This window comes from Streptomyces sp. NPDC040410, assembly GCF_055595715.1.
This window is the reverse complement of sequence record NZ_JBVIVK010000013.1, coordinates 38,905-64,921: the sequence shown is the minus strand read 5'-3', so window position 1 is coordinate 64,921 and position 26,017 is coordinate 38,905. Positions and strand designations below refer to the sequence as shown.

25 protein-coding genes and 2 tRNA genes are annotated in these 26,017 nt (G+C 70.4%); 17 read left to right on the top strand and 10 right to left on the bottom strand.

Annotated elements, in window-relative coordinates:
* Positions 1-88: 88 nt before the first annotated feature.
* Genes ACZ562_RS24875 through ACZ562_RS24865 form a run of 3 tightly spaced genes read left to right on the top strand, consistent with a single transcriptional unit; the run spans position 89 to position 3,252 of the window.
* Complete coding sequence (locus ACZ562_RS24875) at positions 89-1,789, top strand: TerD family protein (RefSeq protein WP_471183042.1); 1,701 nt, start codon at positions 89-91, stop codon at positions 1,787-1,789.
* Positions 1,790-1,802: 13 nt separating this feature from the next.
* The gene (locus tag ACZ562_RS24870) at positions 1,803-2,483 is read left to right on the top strand and encodes an AIM24 family protein (RefSeq protein WP_471183039.1); all 681 of its coding nucleotides are present in this window, start codon (positions 1,803-1,805) and stop codon (positions 2,481-2,483) included.
* 13 nt (positions 2,484-2,496) lie between these two features.
* Complete coding sequence (locus tag ACZ562_RS24865) at positions 2,497-3,252, top strand: AIM24 family protein (protein WP_471183036.1); 756 nt, start codon at positions 2,497-2,499, stop codon at positions 3,250-3,252.
* Between the two features lie 58 nt (positions 3,253-3,310).
* Here ACZ562_RS24865 and ACZ562_RS24860 read toward each other — a convergent pair whose 3' ends face one another.
* On the bottom strand, positions 3,311-3,838 hold the full coding sequence (locus ACZ562_RS24860; protein ID WP_471183034.1) for an NUDIX hydrolase: 528 nt from the start codon (positions 3,836-3,838) through the stop codon (positions 3,311-3,313).
* Positions 3,835-5,271 carry a zinc-dependent metalloprotease gene (locus ACZ562_RS24855; protein WP_471183032.1) on the bottom strand — a complete coding sequence of 479 codons (1,437 nt, stop codon included), beginning with the start codon at positions 5,269-5,271 and terminating at the stop codon, positions 3,835-3,837. The genes ACZ562_RS24860 and ACZ562_RS24855 overlap by 4 nt, the downstream gene beginning before the upstream one ends.
* Positions 5,272-5,463: 192 nt before the next feature.
* Between ACZ562_RS24855 and ACZ562_RS24850 the strand changes: the two genes are divergently transcribed.
* From ACZ562_RS24850 to ACZ562_RS24835, 4 genes are all read left to right on the top strand, one after another.
* Positions 5,464-6,627 (top strand): SDR family oxidoreductase, encoded by a 1,164-nt coding sequence (locus tag ACZ562_RS24850; protein WP_471183029.1) that lies wholly within the window; start codon positions 5,464-5,466, stop codon positions 6,625-6,627.
* A gap of 108 nt (positions 6,628-6,735) precedes the next feature.
* Positions 6,736-7,197, top strand: coding sequence for a molybdenum cofactor biosynthesis protein MoaE (locus ACZ562_RS24845; RefSeq protein WP_471183027.1), 462 nt, complete (start codon positions 6,736-6,738; stop codon positions 7,195-7,197).
* A gap of 124 nt (positions 7,198-7,321) precedes the next feature.
* Positions 7,322-7,501 carry a hypothetical protein gene (locus ACZ562_RS24840; protein ID WP_471183024.1) on the top strand — a complete coding sequence of 60 codons (180 nt, stop codon included), beginning with the start codon at positions 7,322-7,324 and terminating at the stop codon, positions 7,499-7,501.
* 36 nt (positions 7,502-7,537) lie between these two features.
* Entirely contained in the window at positions 7,538-8,632 is a 1,095-nt protein-coding gene (locus ACZ562_RS24835) for a YlbL family protein (protein WP_471183021.1), read from the top strand.
* A gap of 18 nt (positions 8,633-8,650) precedes the next feature.
* On the opposite strand, the gene ACZ562_RS24830 is transcribed toward ACZ562_RS24835, so the two are convergent.
* Positions 8,651-9,193: a PPA1309 family protein gene (locus tag ACZ562_RS24830; RefSeq protein ID WP_471183018.1), complete on the bottom strand. Its 543-nt coding sequence runs from the start codon at positions 9,191-9,193 to the stop codon at positions 8,651-8,653.
* 164 nt (positions 9,194-9,357) lie between these two features.
* Here ACZ562_RS24830 and ACZ562_RS24825 point away from each other — a divergent pair, with 164 nt between their 5' ends.
* The 4 genes from ACZ562_RS24825 to ACZ562_RS24810 all read left to right on the top strand — a co-directional run bounded on the left by ACZ562_RS24825 (position 9,358) and on the right by ACZ562_RS24810 (position 14,726).
* Positions 9,358-12,288, top strand: coding sequence for a UPF0182 family membrane protein (locus ACZ562_RS24825; protein WP_471183376.1), 2,931 nt, complete (start codon positions 9,358-9,360; stop codon positions 12,286-12,288).
* Positions 12,289-12,342: 54 nt separating this feature from the next.
* Positions 12,343-12,416 (top strand) — tRNA-Met (locus tag ACZ562_RS24820).
* A 204-nt stretch (positions 12,417-12,620) separates the two neighbouring features.
* Positions 12,621-14,459 carry a tetratricopeptide repeat protein gene (locus tag ACZ562_RS24815; protein WP_471183016.1) on the top strand — a complete coding sequence of 613 codons (1,839 nt, stop codon included), beginning with the start codon at positions 12,621-12,623 and terminating at the stop codon, positions 14,457-14,459.
* A gap of 193 nt (positions 14,460-14,652) precedes the next feature.
* A tRNA-Met gene (locus ACZ562_RS24810) sits at positions 14,653-14,726 on the top strand.
* Between the two features lie 145 nt (positions 14,727-14,871).
* On the opposite strand, the gene ACZ562_RS24805 is transcribed toward ACZ562_RS24810, so the two are convergent.
* Complete coding sequence (locus ACZ562_RS24805) at positions 14,872-15,288, bottom strand: Fur family transcriptional regulator (protein WP_471183013.1); 417 nt, start codon at positions 15,286-15,288, stop codon at positions 14,872-14,874.
* A gap of 141 nt (positions 15,289-15,429) precedes the next feature.
* Here ACZ562_RS24805 and ACZ562_RS24800 point away from each other — a divergent pair, with 141 nt between their 5' ends.
* On the top strand, positions 15,430-16,881 hold the full coding sequence (locus tag ACZ562_RS24800; RefSeq protein WP_471183011.1) for a catalase: 1,452 nt from the start codon (positions 15,430-15,432) through the stop codon (positions 16,879-16,881).
* Between the two features lie 76 nt (positions 16,882-16,957).
* Here ACZ562_RS24800 and ACZ562_RS24795 read toward each other — a convergent pair whose 3' ends face one another.
* The gene (locus ACZ562_RS24795) at positions 16,958-17,350 is read right to left on the bottom strand and encodes a CBS domain-containing protein (RefSeq protein WP_471183008.1); all 393 of its coding nucleotides are present in this window, start codon (positions 17,348-17,350) and stop codon (positions 16,958-16,960) included.
* Positions 17,351-17,913: 563 nt separating this feature from the next.
* Positions 17,914-18,714 (bottom strand): histidinol-phosphatase, encoded by an 801-nt coding sequence (gene hisN, locus ACZ562_RS24790; RefSeq protein ID WP_471183004.1) that lies wholly within the window; start codon positions 18,712-18,714, stop codon positions 17,914-17,916.
* 165 nt (positions 18,715-18,879) lie between these two features.
* Here hisN and ACZ562_RS24785 point away from each other — a divergent pair, with 165 nt between their 5' ends.
* On the top strand, positions 18,880-19,497 hold the full coding sequence (locus ACZ562_RS24785) for a TetR/AcrR family transcriptional regulator (RefSeq protein WP_471183001.1): 618 nt from the start codon (positions 18,880-18,882) through the stop codon (positions 19,495-19,497).
* Between the two features lie 24 nt (positions 19,498-19,521).
* Here ACZ562_RS24785 and ACZ562_RS24780 read toward each other — a convergent pair whose 3' ends face one another.
* From ACZ562_RS24780 to ACZ562_RS24765, 4 genes are all read right to left on the bottom strand, one after another.
* Entirely contained in the window at positions 19,522-19,845 is a 324-nt protein-coding gene (locus ACZ562_RS24780) for a DMT family transporter (protein ID WP_471182998.1), read from the bottom strand.
* A 120-nt stretch (positions 19,846-19,965) separates the two neighbouring features.
* Complete coding sequence (gene rsgA, locus ACZ562_RS24775) at positions 19,966-20,976, bottom strand: ribosome small subunit-dependent GTPase A (RefSeq protein WP_471182995.1); 1,011 nt, start codon at positions 20,974-20,976, stop codon at positions 19,966-19,968.
* Between the two features lie 10 nt (positions 20,977-20,986).
* Complete coding sequence (gene aroA, locus ACZ562_RS24770) at positions 20,987-22,303, bottom strand: 3-phosphoshikimate 1-carboxyvinyltransferase (RefSeq protein WP_471182993.1); 1,317 nt, start codon at positions 22,301-22,303, stop codon at positions 20,987-20,989.
* A gap of 126 nt (positions 22,304-22,429) precedes the next feature.
* Positions 22,430-23,152 carry a M50 family metallopeptidase gene (locus ACZ562_RS24765; RefSeq protein WP_471182989.1) on the bottom strand — a complete coding sequence of 241 codons (723 nt, stop codon included), beginning with the start codon at positions 23,150-23,152 and terminating at the stop codon, positions 22,430-22,432.
* 50 nt (positions 23,153-23,202) lie between these two features.
* Between ACZ562_RS24765 and ACZ562_RS24760 the strand changes: the two genes are divergently transcribed.
* From ACZ562_RS24760 to rsrA, 4 genes are all read left to right on the top strand, one after another.
* Positions 23,203-24,018, top strand: coding sequence for an SOS response-associated peptidase (locus ACZ562_RS24760; protein WP_471182986.1), 816 nt, complete (start codon positions 23,203-23,205; stop codon positions 24,016-24,018).
* Position 24,019: 1 nt separating this feature from the next.
* On the top strand, positions 24,020-24,658 hold the full coding sequence (locus ACZ562_RS24755; protein ID WP_471182983.1) for an alpha/beta hydrolase family protein: 639 nt from the start codon (positions 24,020-24,022) through the stop codon (positions 24,656-24,658).
* A gap of 313 nt (positions 24,659-24,971) precedes the next feature.
* Positions 24,972-25,664: an RNA polymerase sigma factor SigR gene (gene sigR, locus ACZ562_RS24750; RefSeq protein WP_471182980.1), complete on the top strand. Its 693-nt coding sequence runs from the start codon at positions 24,972-24,974 to the stop codon at positions 25,662-25,664.
* Entirely contained in the window at positions 25,661-25,963 is a 303-nt protein-coding gene (gene rsrA, locus ACZ562_RS24745; protein WP_471182977.1) for a mycothiol system anti-sigma-R factor, read from the top strand. The genes sigR and rsrA overlap by 4 nt, the downstream gene beginning before the upstream one ends.
* Positions 25,964-26,017: the final 54 nt, after the last annotated feature.

Genomic DNA, 26,017 nt, shown 5'->3' with positions numbered 1-26,017 from the left:
GGCTCTGTACCGACATCCTCCGGTGTCCGAAATTGAGGTTAGCCTGACGCGACGCACTCACATTCGGGATGGGGGACGGTCGTTACGCATGGCCAGGGAATTCCAACGCGGCCACAAGGCCAGGATCAGTGACCTCACCGCGGGCACGGATCTGTACGTAGGCGTGCAGATCAGCGGCCCGGGGCTGAGCTTCGACATCAGCTGCTTCGGCCTCGACGCCGACGAGCGGCTCTCGGACGACCGGTACTTCGTCTTCTTCAACCAGCCGAAGTCTCCCGAGGAGTCCATCCAGCTCCTGGGCACCCAGGCGGGTGACACGGAGTCCTTCCGCATCACGCTGGACCGGATCCCGCCGCAGATCCAGAAGCTGTCGTTCACAGCGACCATCGACGGCGCCGGGCAGATGTCGCAGATCGCCCCCGGATACGTCCGGATCGTCGCCGGCGGCGAGGAGGTGGCACGGTACTCCTTCAACGGCTCGGAGTTCTCCACCGAGCGGGCCGTGATGCTGGGCGACTTCTACCTGAAGGACGTGTGGCGGTTCGCCGCGGTCGGCCAGGGCTTCGACGGCGGCCTCGACGCGCTGCTCAAGAACTTCGGCGGCGAGGTCCTCGAGGAGGAGGCGCCCGCCCCGCAGCAGCAGCCCCAGGCCGGCGCCGCTCCCGGCTTCGCCCCGCCCCCCCAGGGCTCCGCGGCGCCAGCGTTCGGCGCTCCCGCTGCCCCGGCGCCTGTTCCGGCCCCCGCGCCGCAGCCCGCCGCACAGGGCTTCGCGCCCCCTCCGGGAGCCACTCCGCCGCCGGCGCCCGCGCCCCCGGTGCACGCCGCGCCCACCATCGTCGCGCCCATGACACCGCCCCATGGTGCTCCTGTGCCGCCCCCGGCTCCGGCGCCCGCACCCTACGGCCAGCCGGGCCAGCAGGCCCCGTACGGCCAGCCCCCCGGCCAGACCGCCCCGCCGCCCCCTGGCTACGCCCAACCACAGGCCCCGCAGGCCCCTACCCCGCCCCCCGGATACGGGCAGCCGACCCCGCCCCCGGGGTACGGCCAGCAGCCCCCCTTCGGGCAGGTCCCCGGCCAGCAGGCGCCTTACGGAGCACCACAGGGCGTGCCCCAGGGTGCCCCGCAGGGCGCCGGTGTGGCGTCCGCGCTCCAGCAGTTCAAGGAGACGCCCACCGGACAGCGCTGGACGCAGCAGAACCGGAAGATGGTCCGCGTCGACCTCGGCCTCGGCGGCCAGCCCGTGCTCGCCCGCCAGGGCAGCATGGTGCTCTACCAGGGCAAGGTCGACTTCAGCTACAAGGGCGCCGGTTTCGCCGGCCGGGTCGTCGGCAACGCGACCGGCCAGGAGATGCAGCTGATGCGCTGTACCGGCCAGGGCCAGGTGTTCCTCGCCGAGAACTCCACGATGCTGCACCCCATCGAGCTCCAGGGCGACGGCATCTGCGTCTCCGCGGAGAACGTCCTCGCCTTCGACGAGAGCCTCCAATACGAGGTCCGCCGCATCGAAGGGCACGGCATCCCCGGCGGCGCGCTGTTCACGATGCAGTTCCAGGGCACCGGCACGATCGTCGTGAAGACGCACGGTGTGCCCGTGGTGCTGCCGGTCACGCCCACGACGTTCGCCGACTGCAATGCGGTGATCGCCTGGTCGGCCGCCTCCCAGGTGGTCGTCTCCAGCCAGGTGCGCATGCGCCGCAACGCGTACGCCGGCGACACCGGGGAGAGCGTCAACCTCCAGTTCCGCGGCGCGCCCGGCAACTTCATCGTCGTCCAGCCGTACGAGATCTGAGGGAGAGCCCGTCATGAACCAGCCGCTCGCGGGCTACGCCCCCGCACCCGTCACTGCCCGCATGGAAAACCACGGCAACCACATGCTGAAGGTCGCCATGCAGACCGGAAACGACCTCCTCGCGCGCGTGGGGTCGATGGTCGCCTACGAAGGGTTCGTCCAGTACGAGCCCAACCCGCCGGCCGTCCGCCAGATCGCACGTGACTGGGCCACCGGTGAGGGCGCGCCGCTGATGAAGTGCTCAGGGGACGGTCTGCTCTACCTCGCCGACTACGGCGCGAACGTCGTCGTGATCAACCTCAACGGCGACGGGATCTCCGTCAACGCCACCAACCTGCTCGCCTTCGACGCACACCTGACCTGGGGCGTCGAGCGCGTCAAGGGGCTTGCCAAGTTCGCCGGGCAGGGCCTGTGGAACACCAAGATCTCCGGGCAGGGCTGGGTCGCGCTGACCTCCCGGGGCAAGCCGATCGTCGTCGACTGCGGCGGCGGCGAGGACGAGACGTACGTCGACCCGGACGCGCTCGTCGCCTGGTCCCCGAACCTCAAGGTGAAGGGCAAGCGCAGCTTCAAGGCGCAGTCACTGATCGGCCGGGGCAGCGGCGAGGCCTACCAGATGGCCTTCTCCGGCCAGGGCATCGTCGTCGTCCAGCCCAGCGAGGACAGCACCGACCGTCTCCGGATCCGGGGCTGAGGAGATCACCACCATGCAGAGCCCGCTTTTCGCCTACAACGATCAGCAGACCCAGGAACGCTGGAGCCTGCAGAACAAGCAGATGCTGCGTGTCGCCCTGGAGGGCCACGACGACATCCTCGCCCGCAAGGGCACCATGGTCGCCTACCAGGGCCTCGTCGAGTTCGACGCCGAGTACCAGAGCAACCAGCAGGGCCGCGCGCGTGCCCACACCGGTGAGGGCCTGGACCTGATGCGCTGCCACGGGCAGGGCACGGTCTACCTGGCCAACCTCGCCCAGCACATCCACCTGGTGGACGTGGAGCAGGACGGACTGACGGTCGACAGCAGCTACGTGCTGGCGATGGACTCCTCACTGCACCACGAGGTCATCGCCGTCGACAGCATGTACGGCATCTCCGGCTCCGGGAAGTACCAGCTCAACATCACCGGACGCGGCCGGGTGGCGCTCATGACCTCCGGCGCGCCGCTGATGATGCAGGTGACACCGGACAAGTACGTCAACTGCGACGCCGACGCGATCGTCGCCTGGTCCACCGGGCTGCGCGTGCAGATGCAGGCCCAGACGCACTCCTCCGGGGTGTGGCGGCGGCGCGGTAACACCGGTGAGGGCTGGGAGCTCAGCTTCATGGGCAGCGGCTACGCGCTCGTCCAGCCCAGCGAGCTGCTGCCGCCGCAGAACGCCGTGATCGGACAGGGCGTGGCCGCCCAGTTCGGCATGGGCCAGCAGGGGGCCCGGGCGCAGAACCAGGGCAACGTCTGGAGCTGACCGTCCGGAAAGCAGACGTAAGGGGCGGCCGCTTGCGCGGTCGCCCCTTACACATGCCTCAGGACGTCAGCCTCGCGCGCGTCGACTCCAGCAGCCGTACGACGGACTCGTCGGCCACCTCCGCCACCTCGGCGTACGGGAACCAGCGCAGGTCGAGCGACTCGTCGCTGATCTCCTGGACCGCGCCGAGCGGCGCCACGACGGCGTACTGGACGTCGAAGTGCCAGTTGCACGGTGGCGGGATCGGATGCCGGTCCAGGCGCACCGGGCCGCCCGGAAGCAGCGTGAGCCCCGCGATGCCGGACTCCTCCGTGGCCTCGCGCAGCACCGCAGCCTCCAGGGAGGCGTCCGCCTGCTCGCAGTGGCCACCCATCTGCAGCCACATCCGCAGCTTCTTGTGGAGGGTCAGCAGCACCCGGCCCCCCTCGGGGTCGATCACCAGGGCGCTCGCCGTGATGTGGCCGTCCGTGCAGGCCTTCCACATGCCGTCAGGGTGTCCCGCCAGATGGTCCAGGTAGGCCTGGCGCAGCTCTTCCTGGTCCTCGTAGCCCTTGAGCACGAGGACCGCGTCGTCGTACAGGCTCACTCGGCGTCGTCGCCCTTGGCCTCGCCCTCGTCCTCGTCCTTCTTTCGGAGGTCGGGCTTGTCCGCCGCCTCGCCGAGCATCTTGTCCAGCTCGGAGAAGTCCAGCTGCTCGCGGTGCACGAAGCCGTCCGGGTCGTCCAGGTCGGAGGCCGTCGGCAGCATGTCCGGGTGGGCCCACAGGCCGTCGCGGCCGTCGACACCGCGCGCGTCCGTGAGAGACGCCCACAGGCGGGAGGCGTCCCGCAGGCGGCGCGGGCGCAGCTCCAGACCGATCAGCGTGGCGAACGTCTGCTCGGCCGGCCCGCCCGAGGCGCGGCGGCGGCGCAGGGTCTCGCGCAGCGCGTCGGCGGACGACAGGCGCGGCTTCGCGGCCGCGTGGACCACCGCGTCCACCCAGCCCTCGACGAGCGCCAGAGCCGTCTCCAGACGGGCTAGGGCGGCCTTCTGTTCCGGCGTGTCCTCCGGCTGGAACATGCCCTGCTGGAGGGCGTCCTGCAGCTGCTCCGGGTTCTGCGGGTCGAACTGGCCGACAACGTCCTCCAGCTTGGCCGTGTCGACCTTGATCCCGCGCGCGTACCCGTCGACTGCGCCGAACAGGTGGGAGCGCAGCCACGGCACATGGGCGAACAGGCGCTGGTGGGCGGCCTCACGCAGGGCGAGGTACAGCCGCACCTCCTCCTTCGGCACGCCGAGGTCCTTGCCGAACGACTCGATGTTCACCGGCAGCAGCGCGGCCTTCCCGGCCGGGCCGAGCGGCAGGCCGATGTCGGTGGAGCCGACGACCTCGCCCGCGAGCACGCCGACGGCCTGCCCGATCTGGGTGCCGAACATGGCGCCGCCCATCGAGCGCATCATGCCGATCAGCGGGCCGGCCATGGCCTGCATCTCCTCCGGCAGGACGTCGCCCATGGCGGTGCCGACGCGCTCGGCGACCGGGTCGACGAGCTCCTTCCAGGCGGGAAGGGTCGCCTCGACCCACTCCGCACGGCTCCACGCCACCGCGGTGGCCGCGCCGGCCGGCAGGGACGTCACGTCGTCCAGCCACAGGTCGGCCAGGTGGACGGCCTCCTGGACGGCCGAGCGCTCGGCGGGGCCGACGCTCGCGTCCTTCGTGCCGTCCGAGGTGCCCTGGGAGACCGTCTGGCGGGCGATCTGCTTGGCCATGTCCCAATTCACCGGGCCGCCCTCGTAGGAGAGCATCTGGCCCAGCTGCTGGAAGGCGGCGCCCAGGTCGGTGGGGTTCAGCGAACCGAACATGGCAGCGAGCGGATTGTCGGCGCCGGGGCCACCGAAGCCCCCTGCGCCGGGCAGTCCGAAACCGAACGGGTTGGCCGGGTCCTGACCACCACCGCTCTGCTGGTCCTTCTTCTTGCCCTCGTCGCCGTCGTCCGGCTCCTCCGGCGGAAGGCCGAATCCGAATGGGGTGTCACTCACGGGAATCCTCGGCTGGTAAGGCCGCCGGTTCTTTCCGACGGCACGACTGCCCGACAACACCACCCAGAGTAGACACCACAAGCGGTTCGGGCCTCGGTGCTTCGCCGACTCTCGGCCTGCGGCAGGATGGATGCCACCTGGTACTTACGCGTCACTCGCGCTCGTACTGAAGACAACCACTGGAGACGCCCGGTGAGTTCCCCAGATCCGCAGGTTCGCGCAGCGCGAAACGAGTCAGCCCACCCGTCGCCCGACCGCCACCCCTCAACGACGGCGCTTCGCGCCGGCGAGTCCACTGCGACGCGCGGGCCCGTCGTCGCGGTCACCGGCGCCGCGTCCGGCGTGGGCGCGCTGCTCACCGAGCGGCTGGCCGCGTCGGACGCGGTCAAGCAGGTCATCGCCATCGACGAGCGGCGCGGTGAGTGCACGGCGGCACAGTGGCACATTTTGGACGTGAGGGACCCCGCCATCGCCGAGAAACTGCGCGGGGCGGACGCGGTGGTGCACCTGGCGCTCGATCTGGATCTGGAGACCGACGCGGCCGCCCGAACGGCGTACAACGTACGCGGGACACAGACCGTGCTGACCGCCGCCGCGGCGGCCGGGGTGCACCGCGTGGTGCTCTGCACGTCTTCGATGGTCTACGGGGCGCTGCCGGACAACGAACTGCCGCTGTCGGAGGACGCCGAGCTCAGGGCCACGGCAGAGGCCACCGGGGTCGGGGATCTGCTGGAGATCGAGCGGCTCGCGCGCAGGGCCCCGCGGGCGCATCCGGGACTCAATGTCACCGTCGTCCGCCCCGCGGTGCTCGTCGGCGGCACCGACACCGCGCTGACCAGGTACTTCGAGTCGCCTCGGCTGCTGGTGGTCGCAGGGTCGCGGCCCGCCTGGCAGTTCTGCCACGTCGAGGACCTGTGCAGCGCGCTGGAGTACGCCGTCCTGGAGAAGGTCGACGGGGAACTAGCCGTCGGATGCGACGGGTGGCTCGAACAGGAGGAGGTCGAGGAGCTCAGCGGGATCCGGCGGATGGAGCTGCCGTCGGCTGTCGCTCTGGGGGCGGCGGCCCGGCTGCACCGGATCGGGCTCACTCCCTCCCCGGCCGGCGACCTGGCGTACACGATGTATCCCTGGGTGGTGAGCGGGAGCCGGCTCCACGACGCGGGCTGGCGGCCGCAGTGGACCAATGAGGAGGTGCTCGCGGAGCTGCTGGAGGAGGTTTCCGGGAGGCACACGGTGGCTGGCCGGCGGCTCGGCCGGAAGGACGCGACCGCGGCGGGAGCCGCGGGGGCGACCGTCGCGCTGCTGGGTGCGGCGGCCGTCGTACGGCGGGCGCGGAAGGCTCGGCGGCGGATCTGAGGGCGCACGGCCCGGGCGAACGGTCTGCAGGAGGCTCCAGGCTCCACGCACGCGTGCCTGGCGAAACGCCTGTTCCACCTTGTCGGCGGTGTGCGGCAGGATGGAGGCATGGCACTCACCGACGACCACCCCGGCGAGCAGGGCGGGCAGGACCCGATCAAGCTCATCGCCATCCGTGAGACCGCTCTCTCCTTGGACGAGGTCTTCCGGGCCGTCGGGGACGCCGCCGCCGGTGGGACCGCTCTCTTCGTCGGCACCGTGCGCAACCACGACGGCGGAGCCGACGTCGACGGGCTCGGCTATTCGTGTCACCCCAGCGCCGAGGCCGAGATACGGCGGATCGCCGAGAAGGTCGTCGCCGAGTATCCGGTGCGGGCGCTGGCCGCGGTGCACCGGATCGGTGACCTCAGAGTGGGGGATCTCGCCGTCGTCGTCGCCGTGTCGTGCCCGCACCGAGGGGAGGCCTTCGAGGCCTGCCGGAAGCTGATCGACGACCTCAAGCACGAAGTGCCCATCTGGAAGCACCAGAAGTTCTCCGACGGGACCGAGGAGTGGGTCGGCGCCTGCTGACCCCCCCGGCCGCCCCCGATTTTTCCGGTTGCGTAACCGCACCCCTGCCGTGAGCGTTGTCAGTGCAGATGGTTAATCTGCTGATCAGTCAGTTGCGGTTGCTCATAGGGGTTGGGAGGTCGGTATGGCGGCGCTCGTCTGGTTGCTGATTCCGCTTGTGGCTGCGATCGGCGCCGGTCTGTGGGGCAGTTGGGCCAACCGGACCCGCAGGGCGCGGAACGACGGACCCGAGCTCGACGGGTACGCCCGCTTCCGCGCGGCCATGGAGAAGCCGCACACCCGGCACGTGACGGAGCAGCCCTGACGGTGCGCTGACAGGGGCGTCCCGTACTGTCGAGGCATGCCACGCCGCACCGCGACGATGCTCGCCTCCACCCTGATGCTGATCGGGCTCCTGTGCGCGGGAGTGTTCATCCCCGTGCCGTATTCGGAGATGTCCCCGGGGCCGACGGTGAACACGCTCGGCGACCACGCCGGCGAGCCGGTGCTGCAGATCTCCGGACGCAAGACCTACCCGACGAGCGGGCACCTCAACATGACCACCGTCCGGGTCACCAGCGCCGACTACCGGATGAACCTCGTCGAGGCCGTCTACGGATGGCTTGCGCACGACAACAAGGTCGTGCCGCACGACACGCTCTACCCGGACGGCAAGACGGAGGAGCAGTCCACCCAGGAGAACGCCGAGGAGTTCAGCCAGTCCCAGGAGAGCGCCAAGGTCGCCGCCCTGAAGGAGCTGGACATCCCCGTGCGGTCCTGGGTGATCGTCTCGACCGTCGTCAAGGGGTCCCCGGCCGAGGGCAGGCTGCACGCCGGCGACGTGATCAAGGCCGTGGACGGTACGGCGGTGAAGGAGCCGGCCGACGTCGCCGAGCTGGTGACCAAGCACAAGCCCGGCCAGGACGTCGTCTTCACGGTCGTGCCCGCCAAGGAACATGCCGCCGCCGAGAAGGAGAACAAGACGGCGACGAAGACCGAGGACACCACGATCACGACCGCCCAGTCCGACGACAGAGGCGACAGGCGCGCCATCGTCGGGATCTCCGCCGGGACCGACCACACGTTCCCGTTCACCGTCGACATCAAGCTCGCCGACGTCGGCGGGCCGAGCGCCGGGCTGATGTTCGCGCTCGGTATCTACGACAAGCTCACGCCGGGCAGCCTGACCGGCGGCAAGTTCGTGGCCGGCACGGGAACCATCGGCGACGACGGCAAGGTCGGTCCGATCGGCGGCATCCAGATGAAGACCGTCGGCGCGCGGAGCAAGGGCGCCCAGTACTTCCTGACGCCGGCCGACAACTGCGCGTCCGCGGCCAAGGACACCCCCGCGGGGCTCACCCTCGTCAAGGTCAACACCATCGACGACGCGCTGAGCGCCCTCGGGGACATCCGCGGCGGCAACACCGCCGACCTTCCGAAGTGCACGGTCAAGTAGCCCGGAGGGCTGCTCGGCCTAGTCCTCGAACGTCGCCGCCAGCGCCTCCGCCAGGCCCGGGACCAGGTCGCCGCCGGTGAGGACCTCCGTCGCGGAGTCCTTCTCGCGCAGGCGCAGGGCCGAGTCGCGGGAGCCGTCGCGCAGTACGGCGACCGTCATGCGGACCTCCTGGCGGTCCGGGTGCTGGGCCACCCACCGGGCGAGCTTCGTCTCGTTCAGCCCCTCCGGGACGGTGGCCTCGGCGGACGGCGGCAGCATCAGGCGCTCCACCGTGAGCGCGCAGCCGGCCACGGCGTCGGGCCAGGCGATCGTGCCGAGGAACTCGTCCAGCGCCTTGCCGGCCGGGATCTCGTCCTGCTCGATCGGTGTGAGACCGGAGGTCTGCGGCTCCTCCTCCAGGCCCAGCTGGGATGCGAGCGCGGGTTCCTGGGCGCGCAGCCGTGCGGTGTCTACGAGGGCGAAGAGGCGGGCGGGCTGGTCCCAGCCGAGGCCGGAGGCGTACTCGTCGATCTCGAGTACGGCCCGGGTGAGCGGGCTCGCCGCCATGGGAGTGTTGGACATGGTCACAATCCTGCCTCGTTCCTGGCCGGAATCGGGAACCGAGTAAAGCGTGAGTAAGTTGCATAGGTGTGGGCCTACGATCACGAGGCCCCCCGGACGGCCCAGGCAAACGAGGGTCTGACGGATCGACAGCGAACTTCGAGGTGCGCACCTTGGCTTTCCAGATGCCGGACCGTGGCGGAGGCCCGACGGGGCCGCGGATGAGAGTGGGCCGCCCGTCCCGGCGTGTCCGGACCCTGCTCATGACACTGGGCGTCCTTGCCGTCCTCGGCATGGCGTTCACCATGTTCGCGGGCTTCTGGACGGACTGGCTCTGGTACCGGTCGGTGAACTACTCGTCCGTGTTCACGACCACTCTGTGGACCAAGATCGGGTTGTTCTTCGTCTTCGGTCTGCTCATGGCCCTCGCGGTCGGCTTCAACATCTGGCTGGCGCACCGCATGCGGCCGCCGCTGAGCGCCATGTCGATGGAGCAGCAGAGCCTCGACCGCTACCGGATGGGCATCGCGCCGTACAAGACATGGCTGCTGCTCGGGATCACGGCTCTGGTCGGCCTGATCGCCGGCGCCTCGGCGTCGAGCCAGTGGCGCACCTGGCTGATGTGGGTCAACGGCGTGCCCTTCCACCAGAAGGACCCGCAGTTCCACCTCGACGTCTCGTTCTACGCCTTCGACCTGCCCTGGTACCGCTTCCTGCTCGGCTTCGGCTTCGCCGCCGCGATCCTCTCCCTGATCGCCGCCGCGCTCACCCACTACCTCTACGGCGGGCTGCGGATCACCAGCCCGGGCGCGCGGGCCACGGCGGCGGCCACCGGGCACCTGTCGGTGCTGCTGGGCGTCTTCGTGACCTTGAAGGCGGTCGCGTACTGGCTCGACCGGTACGGCCTCGCGGTCAAGTCCAGCGACTTCAAGGCGACGGACAACTGGACCGGCCTCAGGTACGTCGACGCCAACGCCTACCTGCCGGCCAAGACGATCCTGTTCTGCATCGCCGTCATCTGCGCCGTGCTGTTCTTCGCCACCCTGTGGCGGCGCACCTGGCAGCTGCCGGTGATCGGCTTCGGCCTCATGGTGCTCTCGGCGATCCTGATCGGCGGCCTGTACCCGGCGATCGTCCAGAAGTTCCAGGTCCAGCCGAACGAGCAGGCCAAGGAGGCGCCGTACGTCGCGAAGAACCTCAAGGCGACACGTGAGGCGTACGGAATCGACGGCGCCAAGGTCACCGAGTACTCGGGCAAGAGCGGCACCGGGGACAAGACCAAGCTGCGCGACGACGTCGACGCCACGGCGAGCGTCCGCATCATGGACCCGAACATCGTCTCGCCGACCTTCCAGCAGCTCCAGCAGATGCGGAAGTACTACGCGTTTCCGACCAACCTGGACGTCGACCGCTACAACAGGGGCGGCCAGGACCAGGACACGGTCATCGGTCTGCGCGAGCTGAACCTCGCCGGCGTCGACAAGCAGAACTGGATCAACAACCACTTCCGCTACACCCACGGCTACGGAGTGGTAGCCGCCAAGGGCACCACGGCCGACGCCGAGGGCCGTCCGGTCTTCACCGAGTCCGACCTGCCGTCCAAGGGCGACCTCGGGACGTACCAGCAGCGGATCTACTACGGCGAGAAGACCAACTCGTACTCGATCGTCGGCGGTCCCCAGAAGGAGATCGACTACTCCGACGACAACGGCGAGAAGACGACCAGCTACGCGGGCAAGAGCGGGGTCAACCTCGCCAACCCGGTCAACCGGGCCGCGTACGCGGTGGCGTTCAGCGAGCCGCAGATCCTGTACTCGGGGGCGATCGGCAAGGGGTCGCGGATCCTGTACAACCGCACCCCGAAGGAGCGCGTCGAGGCGGTCGCGCCATGGCTGACCATCGACGGCGACGCCTACCCGGCGGTCGTGGACGGCAAGATCCAGTGGATCGTCGACGCCTACACCACCACCAACGGATACCCGTACGCCTCCCGTACGACCCTCGGCTCCACGACGGCCGACTCGCTGACCGCGACCAACAACTCGCGTGCGGTGGTGGCCCAGCAGAACCAGGTCAACTACATCCGCAACTCGGTGAAGGCGACCGTCGACGCGTACACCGGAGAGGTCAAGCTCTACCAGTGGGACACCCAGGACCCGGTCCTGAAGACCTGGATGAAGGCGTTCCCGGGCACGGTGGAGCCCAGGACCGACATCTCGGCCTCGCTGATGGCCCATCTCCGGTATCCGCAGGACCTGTTCAAGGTCCAGCGTGAGCTGCTCACGCGCTACCACGTCAAGGACGCCACGACGTTCCTCAGCGGCAGCGAGGTGTGGCAGGTGCCGGACGACCCGACCAACAAGTCGGGCAACGCGGTGCCGCCGTACTACCTGAGCATGAAGATGCCCGACCAGGCGGCGCAGGCGTTCTCGCTGACGACGACCTTCACGCCCAACGGCCGGGACAACCTGAGCGCGTTCATGTCGGTCGACGCCGAGGCGGGCACCAGTGACTACGGCAAGATCAGAATCCTGAAACTGCCGACCAGCACGACCGTCGACGGACCCAAACAGGTCCAGAGCCAGTTCAACTCCGAACAGGACATCGCCGAGTCCATCAGGCTGCTGAGAGGCGGCGACTCCGAGGTCGAGTACGGCAACCTGCTGACGGTGCCGCTCGACGGAGGACTGTTGTACGTGGAGCCGGTGTACGTACGCGGTGGTGGACTCAAGTACCCGCTGCTGCGCAAGGTGTTGGTGACCTACGGCGGCGCCACCGCCTTCGAGGACACCCTCGACCAGGCCCTCGACAAGGTCTTCGGGGCGACCGGTTCGACTACCCAGCCACCCCCCGCCGAGGACACCACGAACCCACCGCCGACATCGGGCAACCCCACGGTCCAGGAGGCGTTGAACGACGCCCAGAAGGCCTTCGACGCCGGCCAGGAAGCCCTGAAGAAGGGCGACTGGCAGGCGTACGGACAGGCGCAGAAGGACCTTGAGGAGGCGCTGCGGCGGGCAGAGAAGGCGCAGTCCGAGGCCGACAAGACCGCCGGCAGCGGGGAGAAGAACAGCGGCACCGGCAGCCCGAGTCCGACGAGCAGTCCCAGCGGCTGACCCGATCACTGATCAACCGCCCGCCCGCGCCGTGATACGGTTGCAGCACAACGGCGCGGGGTGGAGCAGCTCGGTAGCTCGCTGGGCTCATAACCCAGAGGTCGCAGGTTCAAATCCTGTCCCCGCTACTGAATGCGAAGGCCCGGATCCTCAAGGATCCGGGCCTTCGTGGTGTGCGAACTGATGTGCCGGGGGTGCGGGAGGCCGTGCCGCCGTGGGGAGTTGGGAAAACTGTGTTTGACTTGTCTCTCTGTGGGCATGTCGACAAAACGCTGAAGTGACCTCAATGGCTGCGGTATACCAGGTGTACCCAGGTTGCAGGTGGTGCGACGATGGACGTTATGGGGGACAAGGCAACTCTGTTCGAGACAGGGCGATTTGTGCAGCCTTCCGAACCGGGCGAAGCCGGGGAGGCCGTTGAGGTTGCGGAGGAGGTGGCCGAGCAGGCCGCCGAAGAAGTGCGGCAGCGACTTGCCGCCGAAGCCGGCGACGCCGAGGCCATGAGCGTCCTCGGCGCCCTGCTGCTGCGCCGCGGCGATCTCGACGGAGCCGAGCCCCACTTGCGTGCCGCCACCGCCTCGGGGGACCGCGCCGCCGCCAACAACCTGGGGGTTCTGCTTCATCAGCGGGGATACGCGGAAGAGGCCGCCGGGTGGTGGCGCATCGCCGCCGTCGCCGGGTCGGCGGCCGCCGCGCACGCGCTGGGCCGTCATCACCGTGAGCGCGGTGACGAGCCGGCCGCCGAGTACTGGCTGCGGCAGTCCGCCGAGCAGGGGCACGTACTGGGCGCGTACGCACTCGCCGATCTCCTGGAGCACCGGGGCGACGCCGGCGCCGAGCAGTGGGTGCGGGCCGCGGCCGAGCGGGGGCACCGCGAGGCCGCATACCGGCTGGCGCGGGCCCTGGACCGGCAGGCCGCGCAGGAGGCGGGCCGGGACGCCGACGACGGCGCAGACTCGTCCCTCGTGGACGAGGCCGAGCAGTGGTATCGGCAGGCCGCCGCGCGCGGGCACCGGCGGGCCGCGCTGCACCTCGGGGCGATCCTGGAGAAGCGTGGGGAGCTCAAGGAGGCCGGGCGCTGGTACCTGACGTCCGCCAAGGACGGGGAGGCACGGGCCGCGTGCGCGCTCGGCTTCCTGCTGCGGGACGCCGGCGACACGGAGAGCGCCGCCGTGTGGTGGCTGCGTGCCGCCCAGGACGGGGACGGCAACGCGGCCAACGCGCTGGGCGCGCTGCACGCCGAGCGGGGCGAGCCGCAGACTGCGGAGCGCTGGTACCGGGCGGCGATGGACGCCGGGGACGTCAACGGCGCGTACAACCTCGGGCTGCTCTGCGCCGAACAGGGGCGCACCCCGCAGGCCGAGCAGTGGTACCGGCGCGCCGCGTACGCCGGGCACCGGGAGGCGGCGAACGCGCTGGCGATCCTGCTGCTGCAGGGCGGGGACACGACCGGCGCCGAACCGTGGTTCTCCAAGGCGGCGGAGGCGGGAAGCGTGGACGCCGCGTTCAACCTGGGGATCCTGCACGCCGGGCGAGGCGAGGAGCCGGCGGCGCTGCGGTGGTACGAGCGGGCCGCGGCCGCCGGACACACGGAGGCGGCGCTGCAGGTCGGCATCGCACGGCTGCGGGACGGCGACGAGCCGGCGGCGGAGCGGCATCTGCGGTGTGCGGCGGGCGGGGGCAGCCCCGAGGCCGCGTACCGGCTGGCCACCGTGCTGGACGCGCGGCGGTCGCCGGCGCCCGCCCACGAACTCGGGGAGTCCGTGCACGAGAAGTCCGAGTGCGAGGAGTGGTACGAGCGGGCGGCTTCCCAGGGGCATCGGCGCGCGCAGGTGCGAGTGGGGATGCTCGCCGCGGCCCGGGGCGACGTCGTCGAGGCGGCCCGGTGGTACCGGGAGGCAGCCGAGGCCGGTTCGCGGAACGGGGCGTTCAATCTGGGGCTGCTGCTGGCCCGGGAGGGCAGTGAGCCGGAGGCCGCGGTCTGGTGGACGCGCGCGGCCGACGCGGGTCACGGACGGGCGGCGCTGCGACTCGCGCTCGTCTACGCGCGTCGGGGGGAGCTGGCGGAGGGGCAGCGGTGGGCGGACCGGGCGGTGACGCTGGGGCCGCCGGAGGTCTCCGAGCGGGCGGCTCGGCTGCGGGACGCCTTGCGGCAGGAGCTGTCGGCGTGACGCTGCGCCGCGCCGGAACCGGGTGAGCGGAGCCCGGCGCTGCCGTCCGGGGGGTCCGGGGGCCGCCGCCCCCGGGCCCCGCTTCGGCTCCGACCGCCCCTCCTCGGCGCCGGGCGGGCTGGAACCCAGCTGACCTGCGCCGTTAAGCGATTTGCTTCTGTCCTCGTTCTTGACGTAACGTTGCATTCACCGACGCGGGGTGGAGCAGCTCGGTAGCTCGCTGGGCTCATAACCCAGAGGTCGCAGGTTCAAATCCTGTCCCCGCTACTGAAGGCCGAGGGCCGGAAGCCGAAAGGTTTCCGGCCCTCGGTTCATTTTGCTGCCGATGACCCACCCCCCTCTTCAGGAAGCCTGCAGGCAGCACGAAGCCCCCGGCACCCGAAGGGGGCGCCGGGGGCTACGGAAGGCGGTTTTAGGCGGCCGCGCAGTTCGGGCACACGCCGCGGTACGTCACCTCGACGTCCGACACCGTGAAGCCGAAGCGCTCCGAGTCGGGGAGGTCGGCCAGCGGATTGCCGTTCGGGTGGACGTCGCGGATCGCGCCGCACTGGGCGCAGACCAGGTGGTGGTGCGGCCGGTGCGCGTTCGGGTCGTACCGCTTGGCGCGCTTGTCGGTGGCGACCTCAAGGACCTCACCGAGGGAGACCAGCTCGCCCAATGTGTTGTAGACGGTCGCCCGGGAGATCTCGGGCAGCTTCGCGACAGCCCTCACATGGACCTCGTCGGCCGTCAGATGGACGTGCTCGCCGTCGAGGACCTCGGCCACGACACGCCGCTGCGCGGTCATCCGCCATCCGCGGCCGCGCAGCCGTTCCAACAGGTCACTCATACCGGCCAGCTTAACAGAAGGGAACCAGTTCCCGAACAGGTGTGACTTTGGAGCTCTCCTTGACTTGGACAAAGTCCATTGTAGGATCGAGTTCGATGTTGGCCAACGACAGGAACGGCCAGGAATGACGCAGGAGGACACGTGACACAGGGGCCGCTCACCACGGAGGCCGGTGCTCCGGTGGCCGACAACCAGAACAGCGAGACCGCGGGCGTCGGCGGCCCGGTTCTCGTCCAGGACCAGCTCCTGCTGGAGAAGCTGGCCCACTTCAACCGCGAGCGCATCCCGGAGCGCGTCGTGCACGCGCGCGGTGCGGGCGCCTACGGCACCTTCACGGTCATCGCGGACGTCACGCGGTACACACGGGCCAAGTTCCTCTCCGAGGTCGGCAAGCAGACCGAGACGTTCCTGCGCTTCTCGACCGTGGCCGGCAACCTTGGTGCCGCGGACGCGGTCCGTGACCCCCGCGGCTGGGCGCTGAAGTTCTACACCGAAGAGGGCAACTACGACCTCGTCGGCAACAACACCCCGGTGTTCTTCATCAAGGACGCCATCAAGTTCCCGGACTTCATCCACACCCAGAAGCGCGACCCGTACACCGGCTCGCAGGAGGCGGACAACGTCTGGGACTTCTGGGGCCTGTCGCCCGAGTCCACCCACCAGGTGACCTGGCTGTTCGGCGACCGCGGCATCCCGGCCTCGTACCGCCACATGAACGGCTACGGCTCGCACACCTTCCAGTGGAACAACGAGGCCGGCGAGGTCTTCTGGGTCAAGTACCACTTCAAGACCGACCAGGGCATCAAGAACCTGACGCAGGCCGAGGCCAACAGGCTCGCCGGCGAGGACCCCGACTCGCACCAGCGTGACCTGCGCGAGGCCATCGAGCGCGGCGACTTCCCGACCTGGACCGTGCAGGTGCAGATCATGCCGGCGGCCGCGGCGGCGACGTACCGCTTCAACCCGTTCGACCTCACCAAGGTGTGGCCGCACGAGGACTACCCGCCGATCGAGATCGGCAAGCTGGAGCTCAACCGCAACCCGGAGAACATCTTCGCCGAGGTCGAGCAGTCGATCTTCTCCCCGGCGCACTTCGTGCCCGGCATCGGCCCGTCGCCCGACAAGATGCTCCAGGGCCGCCTCTTCGCGTACGGCGACGCCCACCGCTACCGCGTCGGCATCAACGCCGACCACCTTCCGGTGAACCGCCCGCACGCCACCGAGGCGCGCACCAACTCCCGAGACGGCTTCCTGTACGACGGCCGCCACAAGGGCGCGAAGAACTACGAGCCGAACAGCTTCGGCGGCCCGTTCCAGACGGACCGTCCCCTGTGGTCCCCCACGGCCGTGACCGGCGGCACGGGCAACCACCCCGCTCCAATCCATGCCGACGACGACGACTTCGTCCAGGCGGGCGACCTCTACCGCCTGATGTCCGAGGACGAGAAGGGCCGCCTGATCGACAACCTGGCGGGCTTCATCGCGAAGGTCTCGCGCGACGGCATCGCCGAGCGCGCGATCGACAACTTCCGCCGGGCGGACGGCGACTTCGGCAAGCGGCTGGAGGCCGCCGTCCAGGCCCTGCGCGGCTGACCAGCAGGGACCGCTTGTCGGGGCGGGCGGGCCGGATCTCCTCGCGACCGCGAGGGGCCCGGCCCGCTCGGCGTTCTCAGGCAGGCACCTGCTGCCGTGCCGGTGCCCAGCAGCGGATGATGTCGCGGACCGAGACGATTCCGACGGGCTCGCCGCGGTCCAGGACGATGAGATGGCGGAAGCCGCCGTGGGCCATGGCCCGGGCCGCGTCCTCCAGGGTCCAGGCGGGGGTGGCGAACACGACGTCGTTGGTGGTGTGGTCGTGGGTGCGCTCCGTGTCCGGGCTCTGTCCCAGCCCCACGGAGTTGAGGATGTCGCGTTCGGTGAGGATGCCGATGCCGCCGGCGTCCGGGTCGAGGACCACGGCCGCGCCGACCCGGCGGGCGGACATCAGGGCGGCGGCCTGGCGGAGGGTATGGGCGGGGCCGATGGTGAGGACCACCGTGCTCATGGCGTCACGGACGAGCATGGGATGGAGCCACCTCCTGCGGAATCCACTTAGTTCACTGATTCACAAATTCACAAGTGGGGGGACTCTCAGAGTCGCAGGTAAAGCGCGGGTCAACAAGAGGGCGCGTGCGGCCGGTTGACGGCGCACGCGCTCACCTCGTCGCGCTCGGTAGCGCCCGTATGGAACCGGCTCTCCGGCGGGGTGCGGCGTCACCTCGCACTCCGCGGAGAGCTGCGCGGTGGCGGCCGTCACTGGTCGTTGCTGGTCGTCACTGCCCGCCCTCGGACGGCCCGCAGACGCCCCGGCGCGCCGGGCAGGATCTCGCCATCCACGCGCACGCGCCGGCCGCCGGCCGGCGACGGCGGGTGCACGATCACGACCCGAGGATCGGACGTGACCCCGGGATCATCCTCGGAGGCACGGCCTGCATCTGCGCAGACGCACGCAAAGGGTCTTCGATCTCGACAACAACTTGATCGACCGACGTGGAGGCCTCGACGACTGGGCCCGCGCCTTCGCGAGCTCGCGGAGCCTGCCCGGAGAGGCGGAGTTCGGGGAAAAGCTCAGGTCAGGGCAAACCGTCAGTAGCGCTCGTTGAGATACCCCAGGAACTCGTCGTGGAGCAGGCCGTTGGAGGCCGCCGCGTTGCCGCTGTGCGGGCCTGGGCGGCCGTCGAGGCCGGTGAAGGTGCCGCCGGCCTCCGTGACGATGATCGCGTTGGCCGCCATGTCCCAGAGGGAGAGTTCCGGTTCCGCGCAGATGTCGACCGAGCCCTCGGCGACCATCATGTAGGGCCAGAAGTCGCCGTACGCGCGCGTGCGCCACACCTCGCGGTTCAGGTCCAGGAAGCCGCCCAGCCGGCCCTGGTCCTCCCAGCCGGTGAGCGAGGAGTACGCGAAGGAGGCGTCGGACAGCTTGGACACACGGGAGACGCGAAGCCGGCTCGCCGAGGACAGGCTGCGGCCGGTGAAGGCGCCATGGCCCTTCGCGGCCCACCAGCGGCGGCCGAGGGCGGGAGCGGAGACGACGCCGACGACGGGCTGGTAGCCGCCCTCGCCGGCCTCCATGAGCGAGATGAGGGTGGCCCAGACGGGCACGCCGCGTACGTAGTTCTTCGTGCCGTCGATGGGGTCGATCACCCAGCGGCGGGGGCCGGTGCCCTCGACGCCGTACTCCTCGCCGAGGATCGCGTCGCGGGGGCGGGCCCGCTGGAGCTGGCCGCGGATGAGTTCCTCCGCCGCCGTGTCGGCCTCGCTCACAGGAGTCATGTCCGGCTTCGTCTCGACCTTGAGGTCGAGTGCCTTGAAGCGGTCCATGGTCGCCGCGTCGGCGGCGTCCGCGAGCACTTGGGCGAGGCGGAGGTCATCGAGGTAGTCGGGCATGTGGTGAACGGTATCTTCCGGGGTCGGCACAGGGCCATACGGGGCTGGTCGCAGGACAGCGGCCGGTGATGAGCCCCGTGCGCCCCCCTGAGTGCCGTCGCGAACCCTTGACAGTCCCCTCGTGCGCGTCAAACCTGGGCGCAGAGCCGCTCGCCCAGGGAGGCGATGATGCCTGCAGCGCGGGAATCCCTGCTGGACGCCGCTTACACGGCGCTGGCGCGCCGGCCGTGGTCCGCCGTGCGGATGGTGGACGTCGCCGCGGCCGCCGGAGTGTCCCGGCAGACGCTGTACAACGAGTTCGGCAGCAAGGAGGGCCTCGCCCGGGCGCTCGTCCGGCGGGAGGCCGACGCCTATTCAGAGGGGGTCGACCGCGCGCTCGCCCAGCACCTCGACGGCCGTGAGCGGCTGGCCGCCGCCGCCGAGTGGACCGTCTCGGCGGCCCGCGAGAACGCGCTCGTACGGGCCCTGCTCACCGGCTGCTGGAGCCAGCGGCTTCCTTCGCCGACGCTGAAGGCGGTGCCGTCCTCCTCGGCCGTGCCGGCGCAGCGCCGCGCGGACGGGCCGCTTCCGTCGCCCGGCGACATCGTGGCGCTTGTCCGGGACCGCGCCGTGGCCGCCCTGTCCCCTCCGGGCGTCGCCAAGCAGGAGAGCGCCGAGCTGGCCCGCTCCTGCGAACTCGTCGTCCGGCTCGCCCTGTCCTGTGTCGCGGCCCCGCCCGGCGAGGGCGGCGTGACGGACCTCGTCCGGGGCGCGCTGCACCGGCAGCTGACTCCCGAGCGCTGATGCCCCGGCACCCCGAAGAGCGCGTCAGTGCGCGGAGCCCGACAGCTGGAGTCCGATCACGCCCGCGACCACCAGGGTGATCGAGACGATCTTCAATGTGGACACCAGGTCACCCAGGAACACCATGCCGTAGATCGCGGTGCCCGCCGCGCCGATGCCGGTCCACACGGCGTAGGCGGGGCCCACGTCGAGCTTCTTCAGGGAGAGGGTCAGCAGGCCGAAGCTGCCGAGGGCGAAGACGCAGAACGCGACGGTCGGCCAGAAGCGGGTGAAGCCGTGCGAGAGCTTCAGGCAGACGGCGAAGCCTGTTTCGAGCAACCCGGCCACGATGACCAGCAGCCACGCCATGTGCTGTCCTCCAGTGTCTCCACGCTCTGTGACCGCTTCCTCAGGGTTCGCTCAGGCTTGGATCCGGCTCGGTGCGATTATGCCTCTACCGGACCTGCAGGGAGACGAACAACGCAGAGGTCAGTCGCCTTCCGTGCGTTCCCTCGTGGAAAGCAGCCGGCGCAGGGAGTAAAGGCGCGCCGGGTCGGCGTGGCCCTCGGCCACCCACTCGTCCAGCGCGCAGTCCTGCTCGTCGTGACCGCACGCGCGCGGGCAGCCCTCGGTGCCCGGCTCCAGGTCGGGGAAGGCGTGGATCACGCGCGACGGGTCGATGTGGGCGAGTCCGAAGGAGCGGACGCCCGGGGTGTCCACGACCCAGCCGGCGTCCCCGGTCAGCGGCAGGGCGAGCGCCGAGGTCGTGGTGTGGCGGCCGCGGCCGGTCACCGCGTTCACATGGCCGGTCAGCCTGCGGCGGCCCTGCGGGACCAGGGCGTTGACCAGGGTCGTCTTGCCGACGCCGGAGTGGCCCACGAACGCCGTGATCTTGCCGTCGAGCTGTTCGCGCACCCGGTCCGCCGCGTCGCCGGTCTCCAGTTCCTCACGGCTGGTGACGACGTAGGGGATGTCCAGGTGGCCGTACAGCTCCAGCAGCTTGTCGGGCTGGGCCAGGTCCGATTTCGTCAGGACGAGGAGGGGGTTCAGTCCGCCGTCGAACGCCGCCACCAGGCAGCGGTCGATGAGGCGCGGGCGGGGTTCGGGGTCGGCCAGGGCCGTGACGATCGCCAACTGGTCGGCGTTGGCGACCACAACGCGCTCGTACGGGTCGTCGTCGTCCGCGGTACGGCGCAGTACGGACGTGCGCTCCTCGATCCGGACGATCCGCGCGAGCGTGTCCCTCTTGCCGGACAGGTCGCCTACGAGGGCCACCCGGTCGCCGACCACCGCCGCCTTGCGGCCCAGTTCCCGGGCCTTCATCGCCAGCACGACCCGGTCCTCGACCAGGCAGGTCAGACGGCCCCGGTCGACGGTGAGGACCATGCCCCCGGCCGCGTCCTCGTGCTTGGGGCGGATGTTCGTACGGGGCCGGTTGCCCTTGCGGTTCGGGCGGGAGCGGATGTCGTCCTCGTCGGTGTGCTTGCCGTAGCGGCGCATGGATGAGTCCCTACGCCCCGAGCATCCCGGCCCACAGGTCGGGGAAGTCCGGGAGGGTCTTCGCCGTCGTCGCCACGTTCTCGATCTGCACACCCTCCACCGCGAGGCCGATGATCGCGCCGGCGGTGGCCATGCGGTGGTCCTCGTAGGTGTGGAAGATCCCGCCGTGCAGCCGTCGCGGGCGGATGTGCAGGCCGTCGGCGGTCTCCGTCACGTCGCCGCCGAGATCGTTGATCTCCTTGGTGAGCGCGGCCAGCCGGTCTGTCTCGTGCAGCCGCAGATGAGCCACGCCCCGAAGGGTGGACGGGGAGTCCGCGAGGGCCGCGACCGCCGCGATGCCGGGGGTCAGCTCGCCGACCTCGCCCAGGTCCACGTCGATGCCGTGGATCGAACCCGATCCGGTGAACACCAGGCCGTACTCGGTGAGTTCACAGCTGCCACCCATTTCGGTGAAGATCTCGCGCAGCCGGTCACCCGGCTGGGTCGTGCGCGCGGGCCAGTCCGGGACCAGGACCTTGCCGCCGGTCACCAGGGCCGCCGCCAGGAACGGCTGGGCGTTGGAGAGGTCCGGCTCGACCGTCAGGTCCCGGCCGAGCAGGGCACCGGGCGTCACCCGCCAGACGTTCGGCTCGCCGCCCGACTCCGGGGTGTCCACCTGGGCGCCGACCGTGCGCAGCATGTCGACGGTCATCTGGATGTGCGGCAGGGAGGGCAGGGAGGAGCCGGTGTGCCGGACCTCGACGCCCTGGTTGAAGCGCGGGCCGGACAGCAGCAGGGCCGACACGAACTGCGACGAGGACGACGCGTCGATCTCCACGGGGCCGCCCTCCAGGGCACCGCCGCCGTGGACCGTCAGCGGCAGCGCGCCGCGGCCGTCGTCGTCGATACGGGCGCCGAGGGCGCGCAGGGCGTCGATCACGCCGTTGAGGGGACGCTCGTACGACCTCGGGTCGCCGTCGAAGCGGATGGGGCCGTCGGCGAGCGCGGCGACCGGCGGCAGGAAGCGCATCACCGTGCCGGCGTTGCCGACGTCGACCGTGGCCGGGCCGTGCAGGCCCGAGGGGATGACCCGCCAGGCCTCGCCGGAGCCGTCCGGGCCGACCCCTTCCTCGATGCCGACGCCCATCGCCCGCAGGGCCCCCGCCATGAGCAGCGTGTCGCGCGAGCGCAGCGGGCGACGCAGCCAGCCCGGCTCGGAGGCGAGGGCGGCGAGCACGAGGGCGCGGTTGGTGACCGACTTGGACCCGGGCACGTGGACCGTCGCGTCGACGGCTCCGCTCGCGTGCGGGGCGGGCCAGAGGGCGGTGTGGGCGGGGTTCGGGGCCATGGCCCCACTGTATAAGCAGCGTGTGGTTCGGGTGCGGGAGCGTTGTGGCTGGTCGCGCACCACGCGGCGGAGCCGCGAAGTCGACACGGCCCCGCGCCCCTGATGACGCTGCCCCTCGGCGGCGCCTCATCCCTCCAGCAGCCAGCGGCCTCCGCCTATCAGCGAGCACAGCGACACCGCGTGGAACAGGAACAGCCACAGGCCCGCGGGGACGTGGGTGAGGCGGGACAGCTGGTCCGCGTCCGAGTCGCCGGCGCCGCCGCGTGCCCGCTTGGCCTGGAGTTCGAAGGCCGGGCGGACGCCGCCGGCCAGCAGGAACCACACCACCGCGTACGCGAACGCCGCCTGCACCTGGGGGCCGGTCAGCCAGGACACCAGGACGAAGGTGGCGCCGGTGAGGACCACGGTCAGCGCTCCGTACGCGTTGCGGATCATCACGAGCATCGCCACCAGCAGGGCCGTGGCCAGCCACAGCAGCGCGGTGATGTGACCGGCGGCGAGCAGCGCGGCGCCGCCGAGGCCGAGCAGCGGGGGAGCGGTGTAGCCGGCGGCCGCGGTGAGGATCATGCCCAGGCCGTGCGGCTTGCCGCGGCTGACGGTGAGGCCGCTGGTGTCGGAGTGCAGCCGTATGCCGGTCAGTGTGCGGCCGGTCAGCAGCGCGACCAGGCCGTGGCCGCCTTCGTGGGCGATGGTGATGGCGTTGCGCGAGAGGCGCCACAGGGCGTGCGGGACGACGAGGGCGAGCGCGGCGACCAGGGTCGCGAGCACCACCCACAGGTCGGGGTCGGGCTGGCTGCCGAAGACCTCGTCCCAGAGGGAGGCGAGCGAGTCGGATGCGGTGGTGGGCATGTTCGGCGGTGGCTCCCTCTCGGCGCGGCGAATCTGGCAGTGTGGCACGTATGTGCGGACGGTATGCGGCCAGTCGTAGGCCCGAGGATCTCGCAGGAATCTTTGAGATCGAGAAGTGGGAGCCGGAGGAGACTCTGGCGCCCGACTACAACGTCGCTCCGACCAAGGAGGTCTACGCCGTCCTGGACCGTCCTGTGAAGGACGTCGCGGACCCGCGGCCGGTTCGGCAGCTGCGCAAGCTGAAGTGGGGGCTCGTCCCGTCCTGGTCGAAGACCCCCGAGGGCGGAGCCCGGATGATCAACGCACGTGCGGAGAGCGTCCACGAGAAGCCGTCGTACCGCCGCGCCTTCTCCTCCCGCCGCTGCATCATCCCCGCCGACGGCTACTACGAGTGGGTGACCGGCAGGCAGGAGCGGGAGCTGGAGGTGGAGGGCAAGAAGAAGCGGCCGCGCAAGCAGCCCTACTTCGTGCTCCCCGCCGACGGTTCGGTCTTCGCGATGGCCGGGCTGTACGAGTTCTGGCGGGACCGGACCCTGCCCGACGACCATCCGCAGGCCTGGTGGGTGACGTGCTCCGTCATCACCACGGAGGCCGAGAGGACCCCGCTGGCGGTGGCACCGGCCGAGGGCCCGCACGCGCTCGCCGACATCCACCCGCGGATGCCGCTCATGCTGACGCCGGACCGGTGGGACAGCTGGCTTGACCCGGCACGCACGGACGTCGACGACCTGCGGTCGCTGCTGGAGCCGCCGCCCGCGGGGCTGATGCGGGCGTACCCGGTGTCGACCGAGGTGAGCAATGTGCGCAACAACGGACCGGAGCTGCTGAAGGAGCTGGAGGGGCCCGAAGAGGGCACACTTTTCTGACGTGACGACCCAGACCATCGAGACCGTCGAGACGGACGCGGGCACCGCTCGCATCACCTGGCACGAGGCCGGCAAGCCCAGGTTCGTGCTGGCGGTCAGCCATGGCGCCGGCGGCGGTATCCAGGCGCGCGACCTCAGGGCGCTGGCGGCGGTGCTGCCCGCGCACGGCGTCACCGTCGCGCTCGTCGAGCAGCCCTGGCGGGTGGCCGGGAAGAAGCTGGCACCCGCGCCGAAGACGCTGGACGTGGGGTGGCGTGGGCTGTGGCCGGCGTTGGCCGAGCCAGGACTGCCCGTGATCGCGGGCGGGCGGAGCGCGGGAGCCCGCGTGGCCTGCCGCACCGCGGTCGAGCTGGGCGCGCACGCCGTCCTCGCCCTCAGCTTCCCGCTGCACCCGCCGGGCAAGCCCGAGAAGTCCCGTGCCGACGAGCTGCTCGGAACGGGGGTGCCCGCCCTGGTCGTCCAGGGCGGGAACGACCCGTTCGGCAAGCCCGCGGAATTCCCCGAAGGGCCGTACGAACTGGTCGAGGTGCCGTACGGCGATCACGGCTTCGCCGTGCCGAAGCGGGCGGAGATCACACAGGACCAGGCCATGGCGCTCATCACGGACGGGGTGGTGACGTGGACCGGGTCACTCGGGTAAAGGTTCGGGAATGATGCGTACCGGCCCACTGTTGAGCGGACAGAAGTGCTGAACCACCAGCGCCGACGCCGTAGGAGAGGAAGTCCGCCGCATGGGTTCGACCATCTGCCCGCCCGTCTCCCACCACCACCCCGTGGACGGGCTGCGCCCGGCAGAGTCTGATTCGAGCCGCAGCAGCAGCCGCTCTGACCTGGACTGGACGGTGCTGCACGCGGCCAAGGCGACCCCTATTCGGGCGGCGGGCGGACCGGATCGTCGTCTATCCTCCGATTCTGGTGGGACCGGTTTCGGTTCTGCCCGGGATCTTGAGGAGGTGGGTCCGGTCACTGGGACCGACGCAGGGACCGATCACGGCCAGGCGGAGCAGCCCGAGGGCCAGGGCACGAGCGACGCGACGACGGAAACGACCGCCGAGCGCAGCGCGCGCTTCGAGCGGGACGCGCTCGAATTCCTCGACCAGATGTACTCGGCGGCCCTGCGCATGACGCGCAACCCGGCCGACGCCGAGGACCTGGTGCAGGAGACGTATGCCAAGGCGTACGCGTCGTTCCACCAGTTCCGCGAGGGCACCAACCTCAAGGCGTGGCTGTACCGGATCCTTACCAACACCTTCATCAACTCGTACCGCAAGAAGCAGCGTGAACCCCAGCGCAGCGCGGCCGAGGAGATCGAGGACTGGCAGCTGGCGCGTGCCGAGTCGCACATGTCGACGGGTCTGCGCTCCGCGGAGTCGCAGGCGCTCGACCACCTGCCCGACTCGGACGTGAAGGAAGCTCTGCAGGCGATCCCCGAGGAATTCCGCATCGCCGTGTATCTCGCGGACGTGGAGGGCTTTGCGTACAAGGAGATCGCGGACATCATGGGGACCCCCATCGGTACGGTGATGTCCCGGCTGCACCGGGGCCGCCGTCAACTGCGCGGCATGCTCGAGGACTACGCCCGTGACCGCGGGCTGGTCCCGGCCGGCGCCGGAGAGTCGAACGAAGCGAAAGGCTCGGGCTCATGAGCTGCGGAGAGCCGCACGAGACGGATTGCAGCGAGATCCTGGATCATCTCTACGAGTTCCTCGACCGTGAGATGCCCGACGCCGACTGCACCAAGTTCGAGCACCACTTCGAGGAGTGCTCGCCGTGCCTCGAGAAGTACGGCCTGGAGCAGGCCGTGAAGAAGCTCGTCAAGCGGTGCTGCGGACAGGACGACGTGCCCACCGACCTGCGCGCCAAGGTCATGGGGCGGATCGACCTGATCCGCTCCGGGCAGGCCGTGCCCGAGCACGACGTCACCGTGACCCCGCAGGAGTCCTGAACTCCCGCCCAGAAACGGGCCGTCATCACTCGAACGTGCTAATCCGCGGGACAT